Source organism: Streptomyces sp. NPDC050439 (genome assembly GCF_040655335.1).
Taxonomy (GTDB): Bacteria; Actinomycetota; Actinomycetes; order Streptomycetales; family Streptomycetaceae; genus Streptomyces.
In genome coordinates this window covers 640,446-659,082 of the sequence record NZ_JBFAJT010000005.1, presented here as the reverse complement: position 1 = coordinate 659,082, position 18,637 = coordinate 640,446, and the positions used below count along the sequence as shown (strand labels likewise).

Here is an 18,637-nt window from a genome sequence, read left to right as displayed (position 1 = left end):
GTTCGTCCGTCCCCGACCCGGCGGACGAATTCTGGCCGTCGAGCGGTCGCACATCCCGCGAGAGAAGCGATGATCCAGGCCATCGGACTGACAAGCAATCCCCGCCAGGAGCTGCCGCCTGCCGTCGACGACGTGTCCTTCGAGGCGCGAACAGGCCGCGTGACGGCACTGCTCGGCGCGCAGGGCGCCGGTAAGACGACGGCGCTGAGGCTCATGCTCGAACTCCAACAGGGCCGAGGTGTCACCTACTTCAGAGGGCGTCCGCTGCACCGCATCACCTACCCGTCACGCGAGGTGGGCGTCCTTCTGGGCGAGGTGCCCGGCCACCCCGGCCGTACGGTCCGAGGCCAGCTGCGCATGCTGTGCGCGGCCGCAGGCGTGCCCGTCCAGCGCGCTGACGACGTACTCGAAGTGGTCGGTCTGGTGAGCCTTCGCGATCAGCGCCTCGGGACGCTCTCGCGCGGCATGGACCGCCGTCTCGGACTCGCCTGCGCGCTGCTCGCCGACCCGCACACACTCGTCCTGGACGACCCCGCCGAGGGGCTTTCGGCCCGTGAGGGCGGCTGGCTGCACGCGGTCCTGCGCGCGCACGCCGCCCAGGGCGGGACCGTCCTGTTCGCCACGGCCGACCCCAAGGAAGCCGCGCGGACCGCCGATCGTGTCGTGACGCTGGACGCCGGCCGCCTCGTGGCAGACCAGGAAGCCAGGGACTTCGCCCGCACCCGGCTGCGCCCCAGGGTCGCGGTGCGCAGCCCGCACGCGGCACGGCTCGGCGCGCTGCTGTCCAAGGAAGCCCGCGCCCGGCAGCGTTCCATCGAGGTGGTGAAGGAGGACGGCAACCGCCTCTCGGTGTACGGCAGCAACTGTGCCGACATCGGAGAGGCAGCCTTCCGTCACGGAATCCTCGTCCACCAACTCGCCGACGAGATCGGGGATGCGGGGCCTGCGGCGGCCGAGACCATCGCGCCTTCTCCCGGATCTGAATCCCGCCCCACGCCGACGCCGGTGCCCGCACCCGCCCCTGGGGTCGCCAACACAGTTGAAGCCGAAGCCGAAGCCGAAGCCGAAGCCGAAGCCGAAGCCGAAGCCAAGCCTTCACCCCAGGCTGAGACCGTGCCCGCGGAGGAGGCCGTCTCCGTCACCACGGAAACGGTCACCACCACTGCCGCCGTCACCCCCCAGCAGGCCCCCGCGGCGCCAGCTCACTTGCCGCCCCCCATCTCCGTCCGCCCTGCCCGTAGCCCCCTGCGTCCCTTGCGCTACGAACTGCGCCGCGCCGCAGGTGTAGGCACCGGCTACCTCACCACGGCCGCTGTGCTCGCCGTCTCCGCCGTGATCTGTGTGTTCCTCGCCAGGAGCGGTCACACCCCGCAGCCCTACCTGCTGGCCGCCTGGCCCCAGGAACTTCCCCTGCCGCCCGCGGCGCTTGGCGCCGGACTGCTCGGCGCCCTCGCCTTCGGTGAGGAATTCCGTCACCCCGCCCTGGCCGCCGACCGGGGCACCGTCCCCCGCCGCTTGGGGCTGCTCAGCGCCAAGTTGGCGGTCGCGGCCGCCACCGCGCTCCTGCTGAGCCTGCTCGTCCTGGTCTCCGACGCCGCTCTCCTGCACCTCGTATACGGAGAAGAGGTCGCGAAAGTTCCCGCCGACTGGCTGTCGCTGAGCGTGAGTTGGATCGCCCTGGTCGGTGGATGTGCCTGGGCGGGGGTCCTCGCCGGAGGAGTCTTCCGGTCCACCACCGCAGGACTCGCCGCGGTTCTCGCGGTTCCGATCGTCGTCGTACCGCTCGTACAGAAGGCCTTGGAGGGGCCGTCTGTGCGATCGGCGGCGGGACTTCCCGGGAGGCTGCGCGACCTCGCACTGGTGCAGTGGCCCTTCGGTGTCGAGCGATATCTGGCCGGTGGAGTACGGATGGTCGCTCAACCTGTGGGCAGCGCCCTGACGTTGTCGTTGACCGCTCTGCTCTGCGCATATCTGCTCACCGGGATGCGCGGCAGGGCGCGATGACAACCGTCCGTCGGTTCCGTTCCCGTGCTGCGCACAACTCCCCCGCAGAACGCCCATTTCTTTCCGATAAGTCGTCAATTGCGGTGGGGTAAGCGATCACCCTTTCGTGTGCTTTTCACCAAAGACCTCAAGGGACTTGGGAGCCACGCCGACAAAGGTTCCGTGAGTACCCTTGCGCACACCATGATGACCGCCGCCCGCTCCGCAGACTCCGGCCTCGCCGGGCCGGGCGATCTCGACCGCTACCCCTATGCCGAGGCCCCGGGTGCCGACCGCGTCGTCGCGCCCTCCTGGGACAGCGCCGACCACGACCTCGGCCGCGTGGGACGACGCACCGCCGGCAGTCGCGGCCGTGGACTGCACGGCCAACTCGTCCAGCAGCTCGGCCAGATGATCGTCTCCGGAGACCTCGGAGCCGACCGCCCGCTGGTCCCCGAGGAGATCGGCCAGCGGTTCGAGGTCTCCCGCACCGTCGTCCGGGAGTCGCTGCGCGTACTCGAGGCGAAGGGCCTGGTCAGCGCCAGGCCCAACGTCGGCACGCGCGTGCGTCCCGTCAGCGACTGGAACCTCCTGGACCCGGACATCATCGAATGGCGCGCGTTCGGGCCGCAGCGCGACGACCAGCGCCGCGAACTCAGCGAGCTGCGCTGGACGATCGAGCCCCTCGCCGCGCGGCTCGCCGCGGGCCACGGCCGCGAGGAGGTGCAGCAGCGGCTCGCCGACATGGTCGAGATCATGGGCCACGCCCTGAGTCAGGGCGACGGGATCACCTTCTCCCGTGCCGACGCGGAGTTCCACTCGCTGCTCATCCAGCTCGCGAGCAACCGCATGCTGGAGCACCTGTCGGGCATCGTCTCGGCCGCGCTCCAGGTCTCGGGCGGCCCGATCACCGGCTGCGACCGCCCCACCGAGGCGTCCCTGGTGCACCACTCGCGCATCGCCGACGCCCTCGGCGCGGGCGACGGCCCCGGCGCCGAGGCTGCCATGCGCCAGCTGCTCACCGTCCACCCGGAGGTGGAGCGCGTCGTGCCCGCCCCCCGCGAGCACTGACGGCCGGGTCCGCGTTCGTCCGGCCGGCTGATGCGCCTCGCGGCCCGACCTCATCACTCCGTTGGCGCGGTGGCGTCGCCGGGCTTCTGCGGGTTCCTCGGGGATCCGGCAGGGACCCGGCGACGCGGTCGTTGCGGGTCGGAGGGCCGTCAGGACTCAGGTCTGCACACCTCTGACCGTATCTGGCCGCTTTTGAGCGCTTACGGGGTGTGACTCGGGCCACGTAGATTGGGCGTAACGCTCGTCGGGGCAGCGCGATGACCTAAGAGGTGATAGCCGAGGAAGGAATACAGCAGTCGTTCACGACGCTGTGTAGCTCCCCGGCCCCGCCTGCGCCGTCGGCCCATCCCTAGTCGTCGGTCGTCGGTCCTGGTCCACAATGGACGGGGCCGGAAGCCGTTTTCCAACGTTCCGAGAGGTTGTTCGTGTCGGCCAGCACATCCCGTACGCTCCCGCCGGAGATCGCCGAATCCGTCTCTGTCATGGCGCTCATCGAGCGGGGAAAGGCTGATGGGCAGATCGCCGGCGATGACGTGCGTCGTGCCTTCGAAGCTGACCAGATTCCGGCCACTCAGTGGAAGAACGTTCTGCGCAGCCTCAACCAGATCCTCGAGGAAGAGGGTGTGACGCTGATGGTCAGTGCCGCGGAGCCGAAACGCCCCCGCAAGAGCGTCGCAGCGAAGAGCCCGGCCAAGCGCACCGCGACCAAGACCGTCGCGGCCAAGACGGCCACGGCGAAGCCGGCCACCGCGTCCGCCGCCCCCGAGGCGTCGGCCGTGGATGTCGCCGCTGAGGACGCGCCCGCGAAGAAGGTCGCCGCCAAGAAGACGACGGCGAAGAAGGCCGTCGCCAAGAAGACCGTCGCCAAGAAGGCGACGGCCAAGAAGACGTCCAAGCAGGACGACGAGATGGTGGACGACGAGGCCACTGAGGAGACGACCGCCAAGGGCAAGCCCGGTGAGGGCGAGACCACGGAGGAAGGTCCCCAGGCAGGCTTCGTGCTGTCCGACGAGGACGAGGACGACGCTCCGGCCCAGCAGGTCGCCGCGGCCGGTGCCACCGCCGACCCCGTCAAGGACTACCTGAAGCAGATCGGCAAGGTCCCGCTGCTCAACGCCGAGCAGGAGGTCGAGCTCGCCAAGCGCATCGAGGCCGGCCTGTTCGCCGAGGACAAGCTGGCGAACGCCGACAAGCTCGCGCCCAAGCTGAAGCGCGAGCTGGAGATCATCGCCGAGGACGGGCGCCGCGCCAAGAACCACCTCCTGGAGGCCAACCTCCGTCTGGTGGTCTCCCTGGCCAAGCGCTACACCGGCCGCGGCATGCTGTTCCTGGACCTCATCCAGGAGGGCAACCTCGGTCTGATCCGCGCGGTCGAGAAGTTCGACTACACCAAGGGCTACAAGTTCTCCACGTACGCCACCTGGTGGATCCGTCAGGCGATCACCCGCGCGATGGCCGACCAGGCCCGCACCATCCGTATCCCGGTGCACATGGTCGAGGTCATCAACAAGCTCGCGCGCGTGCAGCGCCAGATGCTCCAGGACCTGGGCCGTGAGCCCACCCCGGAGGAGCTGGCCAAGGAACTCGACATGACCCCGGAGAAGGTCATCGAGGTCCAGAAGTACGGCCGTGAGCCGATCTCCCTCCACACCCCCCTGGGTGAGGACGGCGACAGCGAGTTCGGTGACCTCATCGAGGACTCCGAAGCGGTCGTTCCGGCCGACGCGGTCAGCTTCACGCTCCTTCAGGAGCAGCTGCACTCCGTGCTCGACACGCTGTCCGAGCGTGAGGCGGGCGTGGTCTCCATGCGCTTCGGTCTCACGGACGGCCAGCCGAAGACCCTCGACGAGATCGGCAAGGTCTACGGAGTGACGCGTGAGCGCATCCGTCAGATCGAGTCGAAGACGATGTCGAAGCTGCGTCACCCGTCGCGTTCGCAGGTCCTGCGCGACTACCTCGACTAGTCACCGGCGCTCCACGAAGAAGACCCGAGGCCTCACGCGAGCGCCTCGGGTCTTCTGTTTGCCGACGCACCCTCCGTGACGCGTTCGCCGTGGCGCGGACGCGCGTGGCGCGGGTGCGGGGCGTGACGCACTGGATCACTGTGGGTGTTTCACGAGAACCCAGAGTGAGGAGATCGCATGCCTCGTCCTTTCGCCCGAACATTCACGGCGACGCTGGCCCTTGTGGCCCCGGTGGTGGCGCTGCCGTTGGCCTCCACGGCCCCCGCGGCCGCCGACAGCGTCGTCGTCGGGGGCGGCCCCGTACGGGTGGCCGACAGTCCCTGGGTGGTGGCGCTGTCCAGCCGTGACCGGTTCGGGGGTACGCGCTCGGGACAGTTCTGCGGAGGCGTGGTGGTCGGGCGCTCCACGGTCCTCACCGCGGCCCACTGCCTGGGGGAGGAAGTCCTCGGAGTGCGGCTGGGCGAGATGAGTGACCTGAAGGTGATCGCCGGCCGGGACGACCTGGGGAGAGCGCAGGGCCGCGAGATCGCGGTGCGCGAGGCGAAGATCAATCCGGAGTACGACAGTTCCTCGAACTCCGGCGACTTCGCGGTGCTGTCGCTGGCCAGCCCGCTTCCGCAGGGCTACGTCATCGGCATGGCGGCCACGGGGGACCAGGCGTACCAACCCGGTACGCGCGCGACGGTCTACGGGTGGGGTGACACCACGGGATCGGGTGACTACGCGCGAACGTTGCACTCCGCGCAGGTACGCGTACTGCCTGATGACACCTGCCGGGAGGCCTATCCGGGCAATTCTGACGGAAAGTACTCGGCCGCATCCATGCTGTGCGCGGGGGAACTTGAGGGCGGGCGGGACGCCTGCCAGGGGGACAGCGGCGGCCCGCTGGTCGCACGCGGGCGGCTGATCGGCCTGGTGTCGTGGGGGAGCGGCTGTGGACGGGCCGGGAGCCCCGGGGTCTACACGCGGGTCTCGAGCGCCGCGCGGGCGATGCCACTGCGCGGCTGAAAGTACGGGAGTTGTCCGCGTGGGGGGTGTGGGGCGCCGCCAGGGACCGCCGAGAAGGCGCCTGGGCGCCCCTCTGACGCGAGCGGGCGGCCGACCCTGGGGTTGGCAGGGTCGGCCGCCCGGTCACCGGCCTGGCGTGCGCCGGATCGCTCGTCGTGGGTGCGAGGTGTCAGCGATCCTCGTCGTTGGTCTCCGGGACGGCCGTCAGCCGCTCCGTCTCGTCCTGTATCTCAGCGGCGATCTTCTTGAGTTCCGGCTCGAACTTGCGGCCGTGGTGGGCGCAGAAGAGCAGTTCACCGCCGCTCAACAGGACGACGCGCAGGTATGCCTGGGCGCCGCAGCGGTCGCAGCGATCAGCGGCCGTCAGGGGGCTCGCGGGGGTCAGAACAGTAGTCACGTCGCCTCTTCTCTAGCTCGACGAGCTGTCGTACCAGGGTCAACATCCAACCAGGCCGAAAACGTTCCCGCTCGTGGCTTTTCCTCGAAGTTTTTTCCGAGGCGGCTGTCTGCTGCCGGTTGGCGGCGAATGTGCCGTATTACGTCTCTAACGTGTCGTACGGTTTCGCGCTGTCTGTCAGGTCGGTCGTCCACCGGCTGGGTTGCCGGTTGTTCATGAGGACGTGCCCGGAGCCTAAATGGTTCATGCCTGGAAGGGAACGTGACGTGCGCTTCACTCAATCGAGGGATCGAACAAGCGTGCGGCACTGGACTAGTGTGAGGAGTGACGAGGGTGGCGTTACAACGGCTCTACCAGGCCTCGGTACCCTCTGAGCGGCAACCGAAGCCGGGGCCTTACCCCAAGAGGCCCCTTTTGAAATTCAGCGAGGAGCGAACCGCGTGACCGCCGAGACGTCCGTGCCGTCCACAGCTTTGCTGACCGGAGCAGACCGGGACGGTTCCAACTACACCGCGCGGCACCTGCTCGTCCTGGAGGGGCTCGAAGCCGTTCGCAAGCGTCCTGGCATGTACATCGGGTCGACGGACAGCCGTGGCCTGCTGCACTGCCTCTGGGAGATCATCGACAACTCCGTCGATGAAGCCCTGGGCGGTTACTGCGACCACATCGAAGTCATCCTCCACGACGACGCCTCCGTAGAGGTCCGGGACAACGGCCGAGGCATCCCGGTGGATGTCGAGCCCAAGACCGGCCTCTCCGGAGTCGAGGTCGTCATGACCAAGCTCCACGCGGGCGGCAAGTTCGGCGGTGGCGCCTACGCCGCCTCCGGCGGCCTGCACGGTGTGGGTGCCTCCGTGGTGAATGCCCTGTCAGCGCGCCTGGACGTGGAGGTGGACCTCCATGGGCACACCCACTCGATCAGCTTCCGTCGCGGCGTCCCCGGGGCTTTCGCCAAGCCCGGCCCGGACGCCGACTTCGATTCGTCGGCCAAGCTGCGCAAGACCAAGAAGATCCCCAAGACGCGCACCGGCACGCGCGTGCGCTATTGGGCTGACCGCCAGATCTTCCTCAAGGACGCCAAGCTCAACCTCGAGACGCTGCACCAGCGTGCCCGGCAGACGGCCTTCCTGGTGCCGGGCCTGACCATCGTCGTACGCGACGAGTACGGTCTCGGCGAGGGCGGCACCAAGGGGGAGGAGTCATTCCGCTTCGACGGCGGAATCAGCGAGTTCTGTGAGTACCTGGCCCAGGACAAGGCTGTCTGTGACGTCCTTCGCTTCACCGGGCAGGGCACCTTCAAGGAGACCGTCCCGGTCCTGGACGACCACGGCCAGATGTCCCCCACCGAGGTCACTCGTGAGCTCGCCGTGGACATTGCCCTGCGCTGGGGCACCGGTTATGACACGACGATGCGCTCCTTCGTCAACATCATCGCCACCCCCAAGGGCGGCACCCATATGACGGGCTTCGAGCGTTCCCTCACGAAGACGATGAACGAGGTTCTGCGCTCCCAGAAGGTGCTGCGCGTCGCCGAGGACGACATCGTCAAGGACGACGCCCTGGAGGGGCTGACGGCGGTCGTCACGGTCCGTCTCGCCGAGCCGCAGTTCGAGGGCCAGACCAAGGAGGTGCTCGGCACCTCGGCGGCCAACCGCATCGTCGCCAACGTCGTCGCCAAGGAGCTCAAGGCGTTCCTGACGTCCACCAAGCGCGACGCCAAGGCGCAGGCGCGTGCCGTGATGGAGAAGGCCGTCGCCGCGGCCCGTACGCGCATCGCGGCCCGCCAGCACAAAGATGCCCAGCGTCGTAAGACGGCCCTCGAGTCGTCCTCGCTGCCCGCCAAGCTCGCCGACTGCCGCAGCGACGACGTGGAGCGCAGCGAGCTCTTCATCGTCGAGGGCGACTCGGCGCTCGGCACCGCCAAGCTGGCGCGGAACTCCGAGTTCCAGGCCCTCCTGCCGATCCGCGGCAAGATCCTCAACGTTCAGAAGGCGTCCGTCACGGACATGCTGAAGAACGCCGAGTGCGGCGCGATCATCCAGGTCATAGGGGCGGGGTCGGGCCGGACCTTCGACATCGACGCGGCGCGCTACGGGAAGATCATTCTGCTCGTCGACGCCGACGTCGACGGCGCGCACATCCGGATCCTGCTGCTCACCCTGTTCCAGCGCTACATGCGGCCGATGGTGGAGGCGGGCCGGGTCTTCGCCGCCGTGCCGCCCCTGCACCGGATCGAGCTGGTGCAGCCGAAGAAGGGCCAGGACAAGTACGTCTACACGTACTCGGACAACGAGCTGCGCGAGACGCTCCTGGAGTACCAGCGCAAGGGCATCCGCTTCAAGGACTCCATCCAGCGCTACAAGGGCCTCGGCGAGATGGACGCCGATCAGCTGGCGGAGACCACCATGGACCCCCGCTACCGCACCCTGCGGCGGGTCAACATCGGCGACCTGGACGCCGCCGAGCAGGTCTTCGACCTGCTGATGGGCAACGACGTGGCGCCCCGCAAGGAGTTCATCACGAGCTCGGCGGCGACGCTGGACCGTTCGCGCATCGACGCGTAGCGCTCGCGCGACGCAATGGTGTGTGCCGCTCGCGCGGGACGCACCCCACCGTGGGTGGAGCCCCTTGGCTCCACCCACGTTCCATTTCTGGGGGCCATTGATGCGGTCCTTCACCTGATGGGGTGAAGAGCAGGGAGAGAAGAGTCAGGGATCTTCCCGTTCTGTCCATCCTTGGGCACGCAGCCGAACAAGGCTGCGGACAAGGAGAGTTCGGTGGAGAAGCACGACGGGCGCGATGCGGGGCAGGCGCGGACCGGCGATCCGAGGGATCCCTGGTACGACGCGCTTGCGTCCGGCTGGGGTGAGTTGGACGGCACGGGTGCGCCGGCCCCCGTGGTGGCGCCCCGGGCCGCGCCGGAGCGGATCGCGAGCGCGGCCGACATCTATCTGGAGGTCCAGCGCAGTGCTGCCTTCCAGGAGGTGCGCGGCCGGTATCGGAGGTTCGTCTTCCCCGGGGTGGCCGTCTTCTTCACCTGGTACGTCGCGTACGTCGTGACCGCGACGACGGCTCCGGGGCTGATGGCGCGCCCCGTCGCCGGATCAGTGAACGTCGCGATGCTCGCCGGCCTCGGCCAGTTCCTCAGCACCTTCCTGCTGACCTGGGCATACGCCCGCCACGCCCGGCTGCGCAGGGACCACGCGGCGCTCGATCTGCGCTGGGCCGTGTTCGAGCAGAAGCGGGAACAGGAGCTGGCCCGAGGGAGCGCGCGACCGGCCCGGGGGAGCGAGCGATGACCGGGGACCACCAGACACTCGCCCTGCTGCTGTTCGGCGTGTTCGTGGCCGTCACGCTCGCCATCACGACGTGGGTGAGCCGCAACCGGCACGGCTCGGCGGAGGAGTTCTATGCGGGCGGGCGGCTCTTCTCGCCCATGGAGAATGGATTCGCCATCGCGGGCGACTACATGTCGGCCGCCTCCTTCCTCGGCATCTCCGGACTGATCGCGCTCTTCGGGTACGACGGGCTGCTCTACTCCGTGGGCTTTCTCGTCGCCTGGCTCGTCGTGCTGTTCCTGGTGGCCGAACTGGTGCGCAACTGCGGCCGGTTCACGCTCGCCGACGTCGTCGCCGCGCGGATGAAGGAGCGGCCCGTGCGCATCGCGGCGGGAACTTCCTCGGTGACCGTGTCCGTTCTCTATCTGGTGGCGCAGATGGTGGGGGCCGGCTCACTGGTCGCGCTGCTGCTCGGTGGGACGAGCGGGGCGGCGCAGGCCTGGACGGTGATCGGCGTCGGTGCGCTCATGGTCATCTATGTGTCGTTGGGAGGGATGCGGGCCACCACCTGGATCCAGATCGTCAAGGCGGTCCTGCTGATGTGCGGCGCGATCGCGCTGACCGTGCTCGTGCTCGTGCGATTCCACGGCGACTTCGACCAGTTGCTGCGGACCGCCGCCGATCGCAGCGGACACGGCAGTCAGTTCCTCGCGCCCGGGTTGAGGTACGGCGGCGACTGGACCTCGCGCCTGGACTTCATCAGCCTCGGACTCGCGCTCGTCCTCGGCACGGCCGGTCTGCCGCACATCCTCTCCCGCTTCTACACGGTGCCGACCGCGCGGGCCGCCCGTCGCTCCGTCGTCTGGTCCATCGGCCTCATCGGCAGCTTCTACCTGATGACGATCGTGCTGGGCTTCGGCGCCGCCGCGATCGTGGGCTCCGATGCGGTGCGGGGATCGAACGCCGCGGGGAACACGGCGGTTCCGCTGCTCGCGCTCGATCTGGGGGGCGGCGCGGACTCCACAGGAGGAACGGTTCTTTTTGCGATCGTCGCCGCGATCGCCTTCGCCACGATCCTCGCCGTCGTCGCCGGGATCACGCTCGCCTCCTCGGCATCGGTGGCGCACGACCTGTACGCGTCGCTGCGGCGCAAGCACGCGAAGCCGCGCAGCGAGGTGGCGGTGGCGCGCCTCGCGGCCGCCGGCATCGGGGTGGTCGCGATCGGACTGGGGCTGCTCGCCCGGGATCTGAACGTGGCGTTCCTGGTGGGCCTGGCCTTCGCGGTCGCCGCCTCCGCGAATCTGCCCGTGCTGCTCTTCTCGCTCTTCTGGCGGAACTTCACCACACGGGGAGCGGTCTGGTCGGTCTACGGCGGCCTGGTGCCCTCCCTGGTGCTCGTCCTGCTGTCACCTGTGGTCTCCGGAGGGCCGAGCTCGCTCTTCCCGGGGATGGACTTCCAGTACTTCCCGCTGGAGAACCCGGGGCTCGTCTCCATCCCGCTGGGCTTCCTGGCCGGATGGCTGGGCACCGTCACCTCCTCGGAGCCCGCGGACGAGGCCAAGCACGCGGAGACCGAGGTGCGCTCGCTCACCGGGGCGGGAGCGGCGTAACTGCCCTCCACGGGCCGCTAGGGCGCTTCTGGCGGACCCTAGGAGACGCTGGACGCCCACTCGTAGCGGTGCTCCGGGCGGCCAGTGTCGCCGTACTTGAGGCTGAGCCGGACGCGACCCGAACGCTCCAGGAGCTTCAGATAGCGCTGGGCCGTCTGGCGGCTCAGCCGGGTGCGGTCGGCCAACTCCTGGGCAGACAGGGGCCCTTCCGCGCCCATCAGGGCCCTGCGGACCAGCTCGGCCGTGGTGGGGGAGTGCCCTTTGGGCAGCTCCGGCGCCGGAGTAGCCGAGAGGGCGCCGAAGATGCGGTCGACCTCGGCCTGCTCAGCCTCGCCCCCGCCGTCCAGCGTGCGGCGCAGGGTCGCGTACGCCTCCAGCTTCGCGCGAAGTCCCGCGTAGGAGAACGGCTTGACCAGGTACTGCAGGGCTCCGTGGCGCATCGCGGCCTGCACGGTGGCGACGTCGCGCGCGGCGGTCACCATGATCACGTCGGTCTGGTGGCCGCGCTCACGCAGCGTGCGGGCCACCGCGAGGCCCGTCTCGTCCGGCAGGTAGTGGTCGAGGAGCACCAGGTCGACGGGGAGCTCCTCGATGAGCCGCAGTGCCTCGGCCGCGGTGTGGGCCTTGGCGGCTACCCGGAAGCCGGGGACCTTCTCCACGTAGGCGGCGTTGACGTCCGCGACCCGGACGTCGTCGTCCACGACGAGCACCTCGATCATCGTGTCTCCTCCGTGGGGGCCAGGCCGGACGTCGGGGCCAGTTCGGACTGGGCGAGCGCTTCGGGCAGGACGACGGTGAACTCGGCGCCCCCTTCGGGGGAGGCGTCGGCCCGCGCGCTGCCGCCCTGCCGCTCGGCGAGCCTGCGGACCAGGGCGAGCCCGATGCCGCGCTTGCCGTGCGCCGGAGGCTCCTTGGTGGACCAGCCCTCCGTGAAGATCGTCTCGCGTTGTTCGGGCGGTACGCCAGGGCCCGTGTCGCTCACCCGCAGCACTACGGAGCGCCCTTCGGTGCGCACATCGACCTCCACGCGCGCGTGCGGGGTGCCCGCCGCGGCATCGAGCGCGTTGTCGACCAGATTGCCGACGATGGTGACCAGGCCGCCGGGATCGATCAGCCGGTCGGGCAGAGCGGTCTCGCGCGGAACGGCGAGGGTGACGCCGCGCTCCGCGGCGACCGTGGCCTTGCCCACCAGGAGGGCGGCGAGCAGCGGGTCGCCGATCTTCTCCGTGATCTGCTCGGCGGTCACCCGGTGCGCGCCCGCCACCTCGCCGACGAACTCCGCCGCCTCCTCGTACATCTCGAGCTCCAGGAGGCCGAGCAGGGTGTGCATACGGTTGGCGTGTTCGTGGTCCTGCGCCCGTAGCGCGTCGATGAGGCCGCGGGTGGAGTCCAGTTCGCGGCCCAGCTGCTCCAGTTCGGTGCGGTCACGCAGGGTGGCGACGGCGCCTCCGTCGTCCGTGGGCATGCGGTTGGCGACCAGGACACGCTGGCCGCGGACGGTCAGGAGGTCGGTGCCGGTGACCCGTCCGGCGAGCACGTCGGTCGTACGGCCCGGGCCGAGCGCGGTGTCGAGCGGTTGCCCGATGGCTTCCGTCCCGAGGCCGAGGAGACGCTGGGCCTCGTCGTTGAGGAGGCGTACGCGGCCCGCGCGGTCCAGGGCCACCACGCCCTCGCGAATGCTGTGCAGCATGGCCTCGCGTTCCGCAAGGAGTGCCGAGATATCGGAGAAGGCCAGGTCACGGGTCTGCCGCTGCACCCTGCGGGAGATCAGATAGGCGGCCAGGGCGCCGACGGCGAGCGCCCCGCCCGCGTAGGCGAAGAGCCCGGGGATGGCGTGGATGAGGCGCGCGCGGACACTGTCGTACTCGATGCCCACGGAGACGGCTCCCACGATGTCTCCGTCGATGTCCCGCAGCGGCACCTTGCCGCGGGCCGAGCGGCCCAGGGTGCCGTCGTCGATCTCCATGACCTCGTCCCCGGCGAGCGCGTCGCTGGGGTCGGTGGAGACTACGCGGCCGATCTGGCCATGGTCGGTGTGGGACCAGCGCACGCCGTCCTTGTTCATGATCACGACGTACTCGGCGCCACTGGCACGCCGGATGCGTTCCGCTTCCGTCTGCACGGGCCCGTCGACGGCCGGCTCGGAGGAGCGCAGGTCCTGGGCGATCTGCGGCTGGGCGGCCGTGGTCTGGGCGATGGCGAGCGCGCGGCGCATCGCCTGGTCGTCCAGTTGATCGCTGAGCGGCGCGAGGAAGAGCCCCGTGGCGAGCACGGCGACCCCGGCGGCGATGGCCAGCTGCATGAGCAGCACCTGCGAGAACACGCGCCGCGGCAGGCCGAGGCGGAGTCGTCGGGCAGGGGAGGTCGGGCTCATGTGTACGAACGGTACGGCGAGCGGAGGGCTACTCCGAAGTCACTGTGGCGGGGATCTCCTGTGCGGCTCCGTCCCCGATCAGCCGCACCGCCACGACATCCATGCGCGCCGGGGTCGCAAGGGCCGCGCCGCAGCTCTCCGGCCTGGCCGGCTGGGAGGTCCCCTGGGCGATCGTCACGCGCCAGCGCCGTCCGTCGGTGTGGGCGACCGTCACGTCCCAGCGCGGGGCCGTGCCGGCCGTGTGGACGACGCTCAGGGCGCCCGCGGCATCCTCGCCCGTCTCGGTGCGCACCGCGAGCTCGGCGGCCTGTCCGGGGCGCTCCCAGGCGGAACTGCCCCGGCAGCCGTCGGTGACGACGCGGCCCGTACGCACCCCTTCGAGGATCTCCTTGACGGCGGCCTGGTCGGAGCGGCCGTACGCATAGCCGTAGGGCAGGACCAGCAGCGTGGGGGAGAAGCGGTGACCACCCAGATGAGTGACTTCCCAGGCGCCTTGTTCACCTGACGTGGCGAGTTCGGCGGCGAGCGGCCTGCCCAGGACCGCGCAGCAGCGGTCACGCTTGCCGTTCGTGCAGACCAGGGCGAGCGGGTCGCCGGTGTGCGGGGCCCCGAATCCGCCGTGCTCGCCCGCGCCGAGAGCCGCGAAGTCGAGGCCGAGCAGCTCCTCCGGCCTGTCCGTGACGTGTCCGCGCAGCCAGGTGTTGCCGGGCGCGGTGTGGGCCACGTACACCCGTCGGCGTGCCGAGGGGTGGCTGTCGGCATGGCGGCCGGGGCGGCGGATGAGCGCGACACGTACGCCGGTTCCCTCCGCGGCGGCCTCCAGGGCGCGGCCCACCTCCGGATCCAGGTGGCTCGAAGTGAGCGCTCTGGCGCCCCACGGGCCCGGCTGTTCAAGGAGCAGCCAGGTCCTGGCGGTGGCCGCGGTCCCCGCGAGAGGCTCGTCCAGGTCGCGCGAAGCGGTGGTGCACGTACTCACAGAGGTGAGCCTAACCTGCGCCGGGTCTGGGCTGATTCATCCCTCGTCGGGCGCGGGCATGGCCTGGGGCGGACGCAGCCCGACGTACTGCCCGCTGGGGCGCATGCGCAGCGGGCGTTCCTCGTACTCCTCCAGGGCGTGTGCGATCCAGCCGGCCGTGCGCGCCACGGCGAAGATCGTCTCGCCCGCCTCGGCGGGCATCCCGGAGGAGGCGGTCAGGACGGCGAGGGCCAGGTCGACGTTGGCGTGCAGGTTCGTATGACGGGCGGTGGTGGCCACCACGTCGCGGGCCGCCGCGAGGGCGGGGCCTGCCTCGGGGATGGTCTCCAGGAGCGCGAACAGGGCCTGTGCGCGCGGGTCGTCGCCGGGGTAGAGCCGGTGGCCGAGGCCTGGGACGCGGCGGCCCGCGCGAAGCTCGTCGGCCACTACGGGGGCCGCGCTGCCGCGGTCGAGGACGTCCAGGAGCATGCGGTGCGCGAGGCCGCTCGCCGCGCCGTGCAGGGGGCCCTCCAGGACGCCGAGGCCCGCCGACACCGCCGCGTACGGGTGGGCGCGGGCGGAGGCGGCGACGCGGACGGCGAGCGTCGATGCGGCGAGGTCGTGGTCGACGAGCAGCGCGAGCGCGGTGTCCAGGGCGTGCAGCGAGGCTTCCTGGGGCTGCCGGCCGCTCAGCCGTGCCCATAGGCGGCGGACCAGGGGGCCCTCGTCCCGGTGGGCGCGGCTCACCGGGGGCAGTGCCGCGACCAGGGTGGGGATGAGGGTGCGTGCGGTGCCGATGACGGCTTCTTCGGAGAGGTCGAAGCGGAGGGGGTCGGCCGCGGCGGCCGCGATGGCGGCCACGCGGAGTCGGTCGGTCGGGCCGCTGTGCTCGGGGAGCGCGTCCACGGCACGGCGTGCGGCGTCGGTGGTCTCCTCGGGGGCGGTGAAGCGGATTCCGGGGCGCATGACGCCTGTCCACAGCCACTCGGCGACCTCTTCGTAGGAGTGCGCCAGGGAGAGTTCCGTCGCGTCGACGCCGCGGTAGTAGTAGCGGTCCTTGTCGATGAGGGTGATGCGGGTGCGGACGGAGAGTTCGCTGCTCGCGGAGGTGGCGGCGGGTTCGCGGCGGTTCTTGCGGGCGAGCGACTCGACTTCTTTGGCGTCGAAGGTGCTGCCTCGGGAGCCGGGGCCACGGCGGCTGCTGAGCTGGCCCCGGCTCACGTAGGCGTACACGGTCTCCGGCTTCACGCCGAGCAGTTCCGCGGCCTCGCGGGTGCTCAGGCGTCGGCCTTCCTTCGGGTTGGCCTCTTGATCCGTCATGGGCAATACCGTATCCACTCTGGCTGTATGTTGATTGAATCAATATTGACAGTGACTCAGTCAAGCATGGACAGTCGAATCAAGTCCAGGGAGGAAGTCGAGGAAGAACATGCCGATCAATTACTCCACCACCACCCCTACGGGCCCCACCGGTTCCGTGGAGGTTCCCCGCGGGCTCGCGGGCGTCGTCGTGACCGAGACCCGGCTCGGGGACGTCAGGGGATACGAGGGCTTCTACCACTACCGCCAGTACTCGGCCGTCGAGCTCGCGCAGAGCCGCGGCTTCGAGGACGTCTGGCACCTGATGTTCCAGGGCGAGCTGCCGGATGCGGGGCAGCGGGCCGCCTTCGCGGCGGAGACCGCGGGGCTTCGCCACCTGCCGGATGAGGTGCGTGCCGCGCTGCCCGCCATAGCCCGCGCCAGCGCTCTGTCGGGGCCGCTCTCCGGGCTGCGTACGGCGCTGTCGCTCTTCGGTGCGGCGAAAGGATTCCGCCCGGTGTACGACATCGACGCCGAACGGCGCCGTGCCGACGCGCTCGCCGCGTCCGCTGTCGTGCCGACCCTGCTCACGGCGCTGTACCGGCTCGGTCAGGGGCTCGATCCCGTGGAGCCGCGCGAGGACCTCTCGTACGCGGCCAACTACCTCTACATGCTGACGGGTTCGGAACCGGACCCGGATCGGGCGAGGGCGATCGAGCAGTACTTGATCTCAACCATTGATCACGGCTTCAACGCGTCCACCTTCACGGCGAGGGTGATCACTTCGACCGGTGCGGATGTGGCTGCCTGCCTGGTGGGGGCCGTGGGTGCGCTGTCAGGTCCGCTGCACGGTGGGGCGCCGAGCCGCGCGCTGGACACGCTGGATGCCATCGGCACGCCCGATCGCATCGACGGCTGGATACGCGAGCGGGTGCTCGCGGGGGACCGGATCATGGGCTTCGGCCACCCCGTGTACCGCACGGAGGACCCGCGGTCACGCATGCTGCGGGGGATCGCGCAGCACTTCGGTGGCCCGATGGTGGACTTCGCGGTCGAGGTCGAACGCCAGGTGGAGGCGATCCTCGCCGAACTGAAGCCGGGCCGCGAGCTGCACACGAACGTGGAGTTCTACGCGGGGGTCGTCATGGAACTGTGCGGGCTGCCGCGGGAGATGTTCACTCCCACGTTCGCGGCGGCGCGGGTGGTGGGCTGGGGCGCCAATGTGCTTGAGCAGGCGGAGGACTCGAAGATTATTCGGCCGGCGGCTCGGTATGTGGGGGTGGGGGCGCCGGTTCCGGTTCCGCCGAGGTCGTGAAATAAGGAGAGGTCCGGCACCGGGGTGGTGCCGGACCTTTCATTCAGTCGGCCTGCGGCCTCACTCCGTCTGGTTCTGCGGAGGCGGATCGGAGGAGGCAGGGGGTGCGGAGGCCGGGGGCGGAGGCGCATTCTTGCGGCTGATGAGAACGCCGATCACGGTTGCGGCCGCCGTCACTGACGCGGCTACGGCCACGATCACGTCGGTCACGGTTATATCCAGGAGACTCATGTCGCTGCTCACACATCCGGGATGTCGACTTTGGCGCGGATGAGTGTTTCGCGGCTGACCACCACGATCCGCTCGTAGTCGGCGCGTCCGGCGTCGGGTGGCAGCTCACCGTCGAGCTTGTCCGTCGCCTCTGTGCCGATCACGGCGAAGTTGCCGTCGGCCAGCTCGAAGATGTCGGGGCATGTCTCCCCGGAGAGACTGCCTCTGGCGCGTGGGGGCACACCGATGCGACGCACGATCTTCAAGAAAATCCCGGTCCTTGTTGGAGCAGTAGGGGTGAGAACGGGGTCACCGTAGTCGTTCATAGCCCCTAAGTAATGCGCTCCTTGCTCCAACTGGACCCACCCGTAGGGATGTTCGCCCGGCTGTCGGGCTCTACTCGGGCGGAGGTTCGCCCACCACCCACCACTCTTCGGTGTCGGGGTCCTCCAAGTCGTGGATGAGACCGTCCATCATGAAGCCCACTTTGGCCTCGTCAGAAGCGTCTCCCAGGCTCGCCCGATGGTGACGGGTCGCCTCCCAGTACTCACGGAACAAGGGGTTCCGGCAGATCACCCGGAGATGCCCGTGGAGCTCTTCCCAATTGACGATTCCGATGCGATAGGCGAGGAGGGCGTTCGTGTACATGGCGTTGGCGAAGAGGTACTGGCGCCGTGTCGTGGGCGGCGCCTCCACGGTGCTGAGTACTGCGGCCAGATCCGGATCGTCCATTGCCTTGCTGAGCAGGTAGAACTGCAGCCGCTGCTGCTGGGCCAGCTCGGTGGGGCGGTCCTGAGGCTGCTCCATGCGGTCGATTCGCGAGCGCAGTTCCTCGTACCTCCGCTGCTGTGCGACCAGCAGCGCACAGGTGGCGGTCACGCAGGCGAGCCCAGCCACCGTGGCCGAGCCCACTCCCCGCCGTATCCAAATATTTTGTGTGGCCATGTCAACCCCCGAATCAGGCGACCGTCCGCCGGTCGTCGTGTGCGGGTCGACAGAAAGCGGACCGGCGAGCGATGGGCGGCGCGCTTGCCGTCTCCCAGGGTGCCGAGCGGCTCTGATCGGCGGGGAGGCGGAGAGGAGGCGCACGAGGGCATCGGTGGTCGCACGTCCCGGCGCCGTGCCAGATGTGTGCCCCGCCTGCGCCGCTAACAATCGTTCACTTCGCAGTGC

Annotated in this window: 15 protein-coding genes; 8 read left to right on the top strand and 7 right to left on the bottom strand. The window is 69.7% G+C overall.

Going from position 1 to position 18,637, the window contains the following annotated elements; genetic code table 11:
* The first annotated feature begins 69 nt into the window (after nucleotides 1-69).
* The 4 genes from AB0I66_RS23995 (at nucleotide 70) to AB0I66_RS23980 (ending at nucleotide 6,026) form a co-directional block, all read left to right on the top strand.
* Nucleotides 70-2,004, top strand: a complete 1,935-nt coding sequence (locus tag AB0I66_RS23995) for an ATP-binding cassette domain-containing protein (protein ID WP_363209965.1) — start codon at nucleotides 70-72, stop codon at nucleotides 2,002-2,004.
* A 162-nt stretch (nucleotides 2,005-2,166) separates the two neighbouring features.
* Entirely contained in the window at nucleotides 2,167-3,054 is an 888-nt protein-coding gene (locus AB0I66_RS23990) for a FadR/GntR family transcriptional regulator (RefSeq protein WP_363209964.1), read from the top strand.
* 419 nt (nucleotides 3,055-3,473) lie between these two features.
* A complete protein-coding gene (locus AB0I66_RS23985; protein WP_363209963.1) occupies nucleotides 3,474-5,018 on the top strand; it encodes an RNA polymerase sigma factor in 1,545 nt (514 codons plus the stop codon).
* A gap of 177 nt (nucleotides 5,019-5,195) precedes the next feature.
* Entirely contained in the window at nucleotides 5,196-6,026 is an 831-nt protein-coding gene (locus AB0I66_RS23980; protein ID WP_363209962.1) for a serine protease, read from the top strand.
* Between the two features lie 169 nt (nucleotides 6,027-6,195).
* On the opposite strand, the gene AB0I66_RS23975 is transcribed toward AB0I66_RS23980, so the two are convergent.
* On the bottom strand, nucleotides 6,196-6,423 hold the full coding sequence (locus tag AB0I66_RS23975; protein WP_160507629.1) for a hypothetical protein: 228 nt from the start codon (nucleotides 6,421-6,423) through the stop codon (nucleotides 6,196-6,198).
* 440 nt (nucleotides 6,424-6,863) lie between these two features.
* Here AB0I66_RS23975 and AB0I66_RS23970 point away from each other — a divergent pair, with 440 nt between their 5' ends.
* The 3 genes from AB0I66_RS23970 (at nucleotide 6,864) to AB0I66_RS23960 (ending at nucleotide 11,311) form a co-directional block, all read left to right on the top strand.
* Complete coding sequence (locus AB0I66_RS23970; RefSeq protein ID WP_363209961.1) at nucleotides 6,864-8,987, top strand: DNA topoisomerase IV subunit B; 2,124 nt, start codon at nucleotides 6,864-6,866, stop codon at nucleotides 8,985-8,987.
* Between the two features lie 213 nt (nucleotides 8,988-9,200).
* A complete protein-coding gene (locus AB0I66_RS23965) occupies nucleotides 9,201-9,722 on the top strand; it encodes a DUF485 domain-containing protein (RefSeq protein WP_363209960.1) in 522 nt (173 codons plus the stop codon).
* The gene (locus tag AB0I66_RS23960) at nucleotides 9,719-11,311 is read left to right on the top strand and encodes a cation acetate symporter (protein WP_363209959.1); all 1,593 of its coding nucleotides are present in this window, start codon (nucleotides 9,719-9,721) and stop codon (nucleotides 11,309-11,311) included. The genes AB0I66_RS23965 and AB0I66_RS23960 overlap by 4 nt, the downstream gene beginning before the upstream one ends.
* Before the next feature lie 38 nt (nucleotides 11,312-11,349).
* Here AB0I66_RS23960 and AB0I66_RS23955 read toward each other — a convergent pair whose 3' ends face one another.
* Genes AB0I66_RS23955 through AB0I66_RS23940 form a run of 4 tightly spaced genes read right to left on the bottom strand, consistent with a single transcriptional unit; the run spans nucleotide 11,350 to nucleotide 15,960 of the window.
* Nucleotides 11,350-12,030, bottom strand: a complete 681-nt coding sequence (locus AB0I66_RS23955; RefSeq protein WP_363209958.1) for a response regulator — start codon at nucleotides 12,028-12,030, stop codon at nucleotides 11,350-11,352.
* The gene (locus AB0I66_RS23950; protein WP_363209957.1) at nucleotides 12,027-13,685 is read right to left on the bottom strand and encodes a sensor histidine kinase; all 1,659 of its coding nucleotides are present in this window, start codon (nucleotides 13,683-13,685) and stop codon (nucleotides 12,027-12,029) included. Before AB0I66_RS23950 ends, AB0I66_RS23955 begins: the two co-directional genes overlap by 4 nt.
* 28 nt (nucleotides 13,686-13,713) lie before the next feature.
* The gene (locus AB0I66_RS23945; protein WP_363209956.1) at nucleotides 13,714-14,661 is read right to left on the bottom strand and encodes a sucrase ferredoxin; all 948 of its coding nucleotides are present in this window, start codon (nucleotides 14,659-14,661) and stop codon (nucleotides 13,714-13,716) included.
* A gap of 36 nt (nucleotides 14,662-14,697) precedes the next feature.
* A complete protein-coding gene (locus AB0I66_RS23940; protein WP_363209955.1) occupies nucleotides 14,698-15,960 on the bottom strand; it encodes a citrate synthase family protein in 1,263 nt (420 codons plus the stop codon).
* A 109-nt stretch (nucleotides 15,961-16,069) separates the two neighbouring features.
* Between AB0I66_RS23940 and AB0I66_RS23935 the strand changes: the two genes are divergently transcribed.
* Nucleotides 16,070-17,254, top strand: coding sequence for a citrate synthase/methylcitrate synthase (locus tag AB0I66_RS23935; protein WP_363209954.1), 1,185 nt, complete (start codon nucleotides 16,070-16,072; stop codon nucleotides 17,252-17,254).
* Between the two features lie 239 nt (nucleotides 17,255-17,493).
* On the opposite strand, the gene AB0I66_RS23930 is transcribed toward AB0I66_RS23935, so the two are convergent.
* Entirely contained in the window at nucleotides 17,494-17,730 is a 237-nt protein-coding gene (locus tag AB0I66_RS23930) for a hypothetical protein (protein ID WP_363209953.1), read from the bottom strand.
* Nucleotides 17,731-17,860: 130 nt separating this feature from the next.
* Nucleotides 17,861-18,343: a DUF6082 family protein gene (locus tag AB0I66_RS23925; protein ID WP_363209952.1), complete on the bottom strand. Its 483-nt coding sequence runs from the start codon at nucleotides 18,341-18,343 to the stop codon at nucleotides 17,861-17,863.
* Nucleotides 18,344-18,637: the final 294 nt, after the last annotated feature.

Bases quoted from the DNA above. Each gene is read 5' to 3' on its own strand.
- AB0I66_RS23980 (WP_363209962.1), top strand. From the start codon at position 5,196: ATGCCTCGTCCTTTCGCCCGAACATTCACGGCGACGCTGGCCCTTGTG.
- AB0I66_RS23940 (WP_363209955.1), bottom strand. From the start codon at position 15,960: ATGACGGATCAAGAGGCCAACCCGAAGGAAGGCCGACGCCTGAGCACC.
- AB0I66_RS23995 (WP_363209965.1), top strand. From the start codon at position 70: ATGATCCAGGCCATCGGACTGACAAGCAATCCCCGCCAGGAGCTGCCG.
- AB0I66_RS23955 (WP_363209958.1), bottom strand. From the start codon at position 12,030: ATGATCGAGGTGCTCGTCGTGGACGACGACGTCCGGGTCGCGGACGTC.
- AB0I66_RS23950 (WP_363209957.1), bottom strand. From the start codon at position 13,685: ATGAGCCCGACCTCCCCTGCCCGACGACTCCGCCTCGGCCTGCCGCGG.
- AB0I66_RS23960 (WP_363209959.1), top strand. From the start codon at position 9,719: ATGACCGGGGACCACCAGACACTCGCCCTGCTGCTGTTCGGCGTGTTC.
- AB0I66_RS23935 (WP_363209954.1), top strand. From the start codon at position 16,070: ATGCCGATCAATTACTCCACCACCACCCCTACGGGCCCCACCGGTTCC.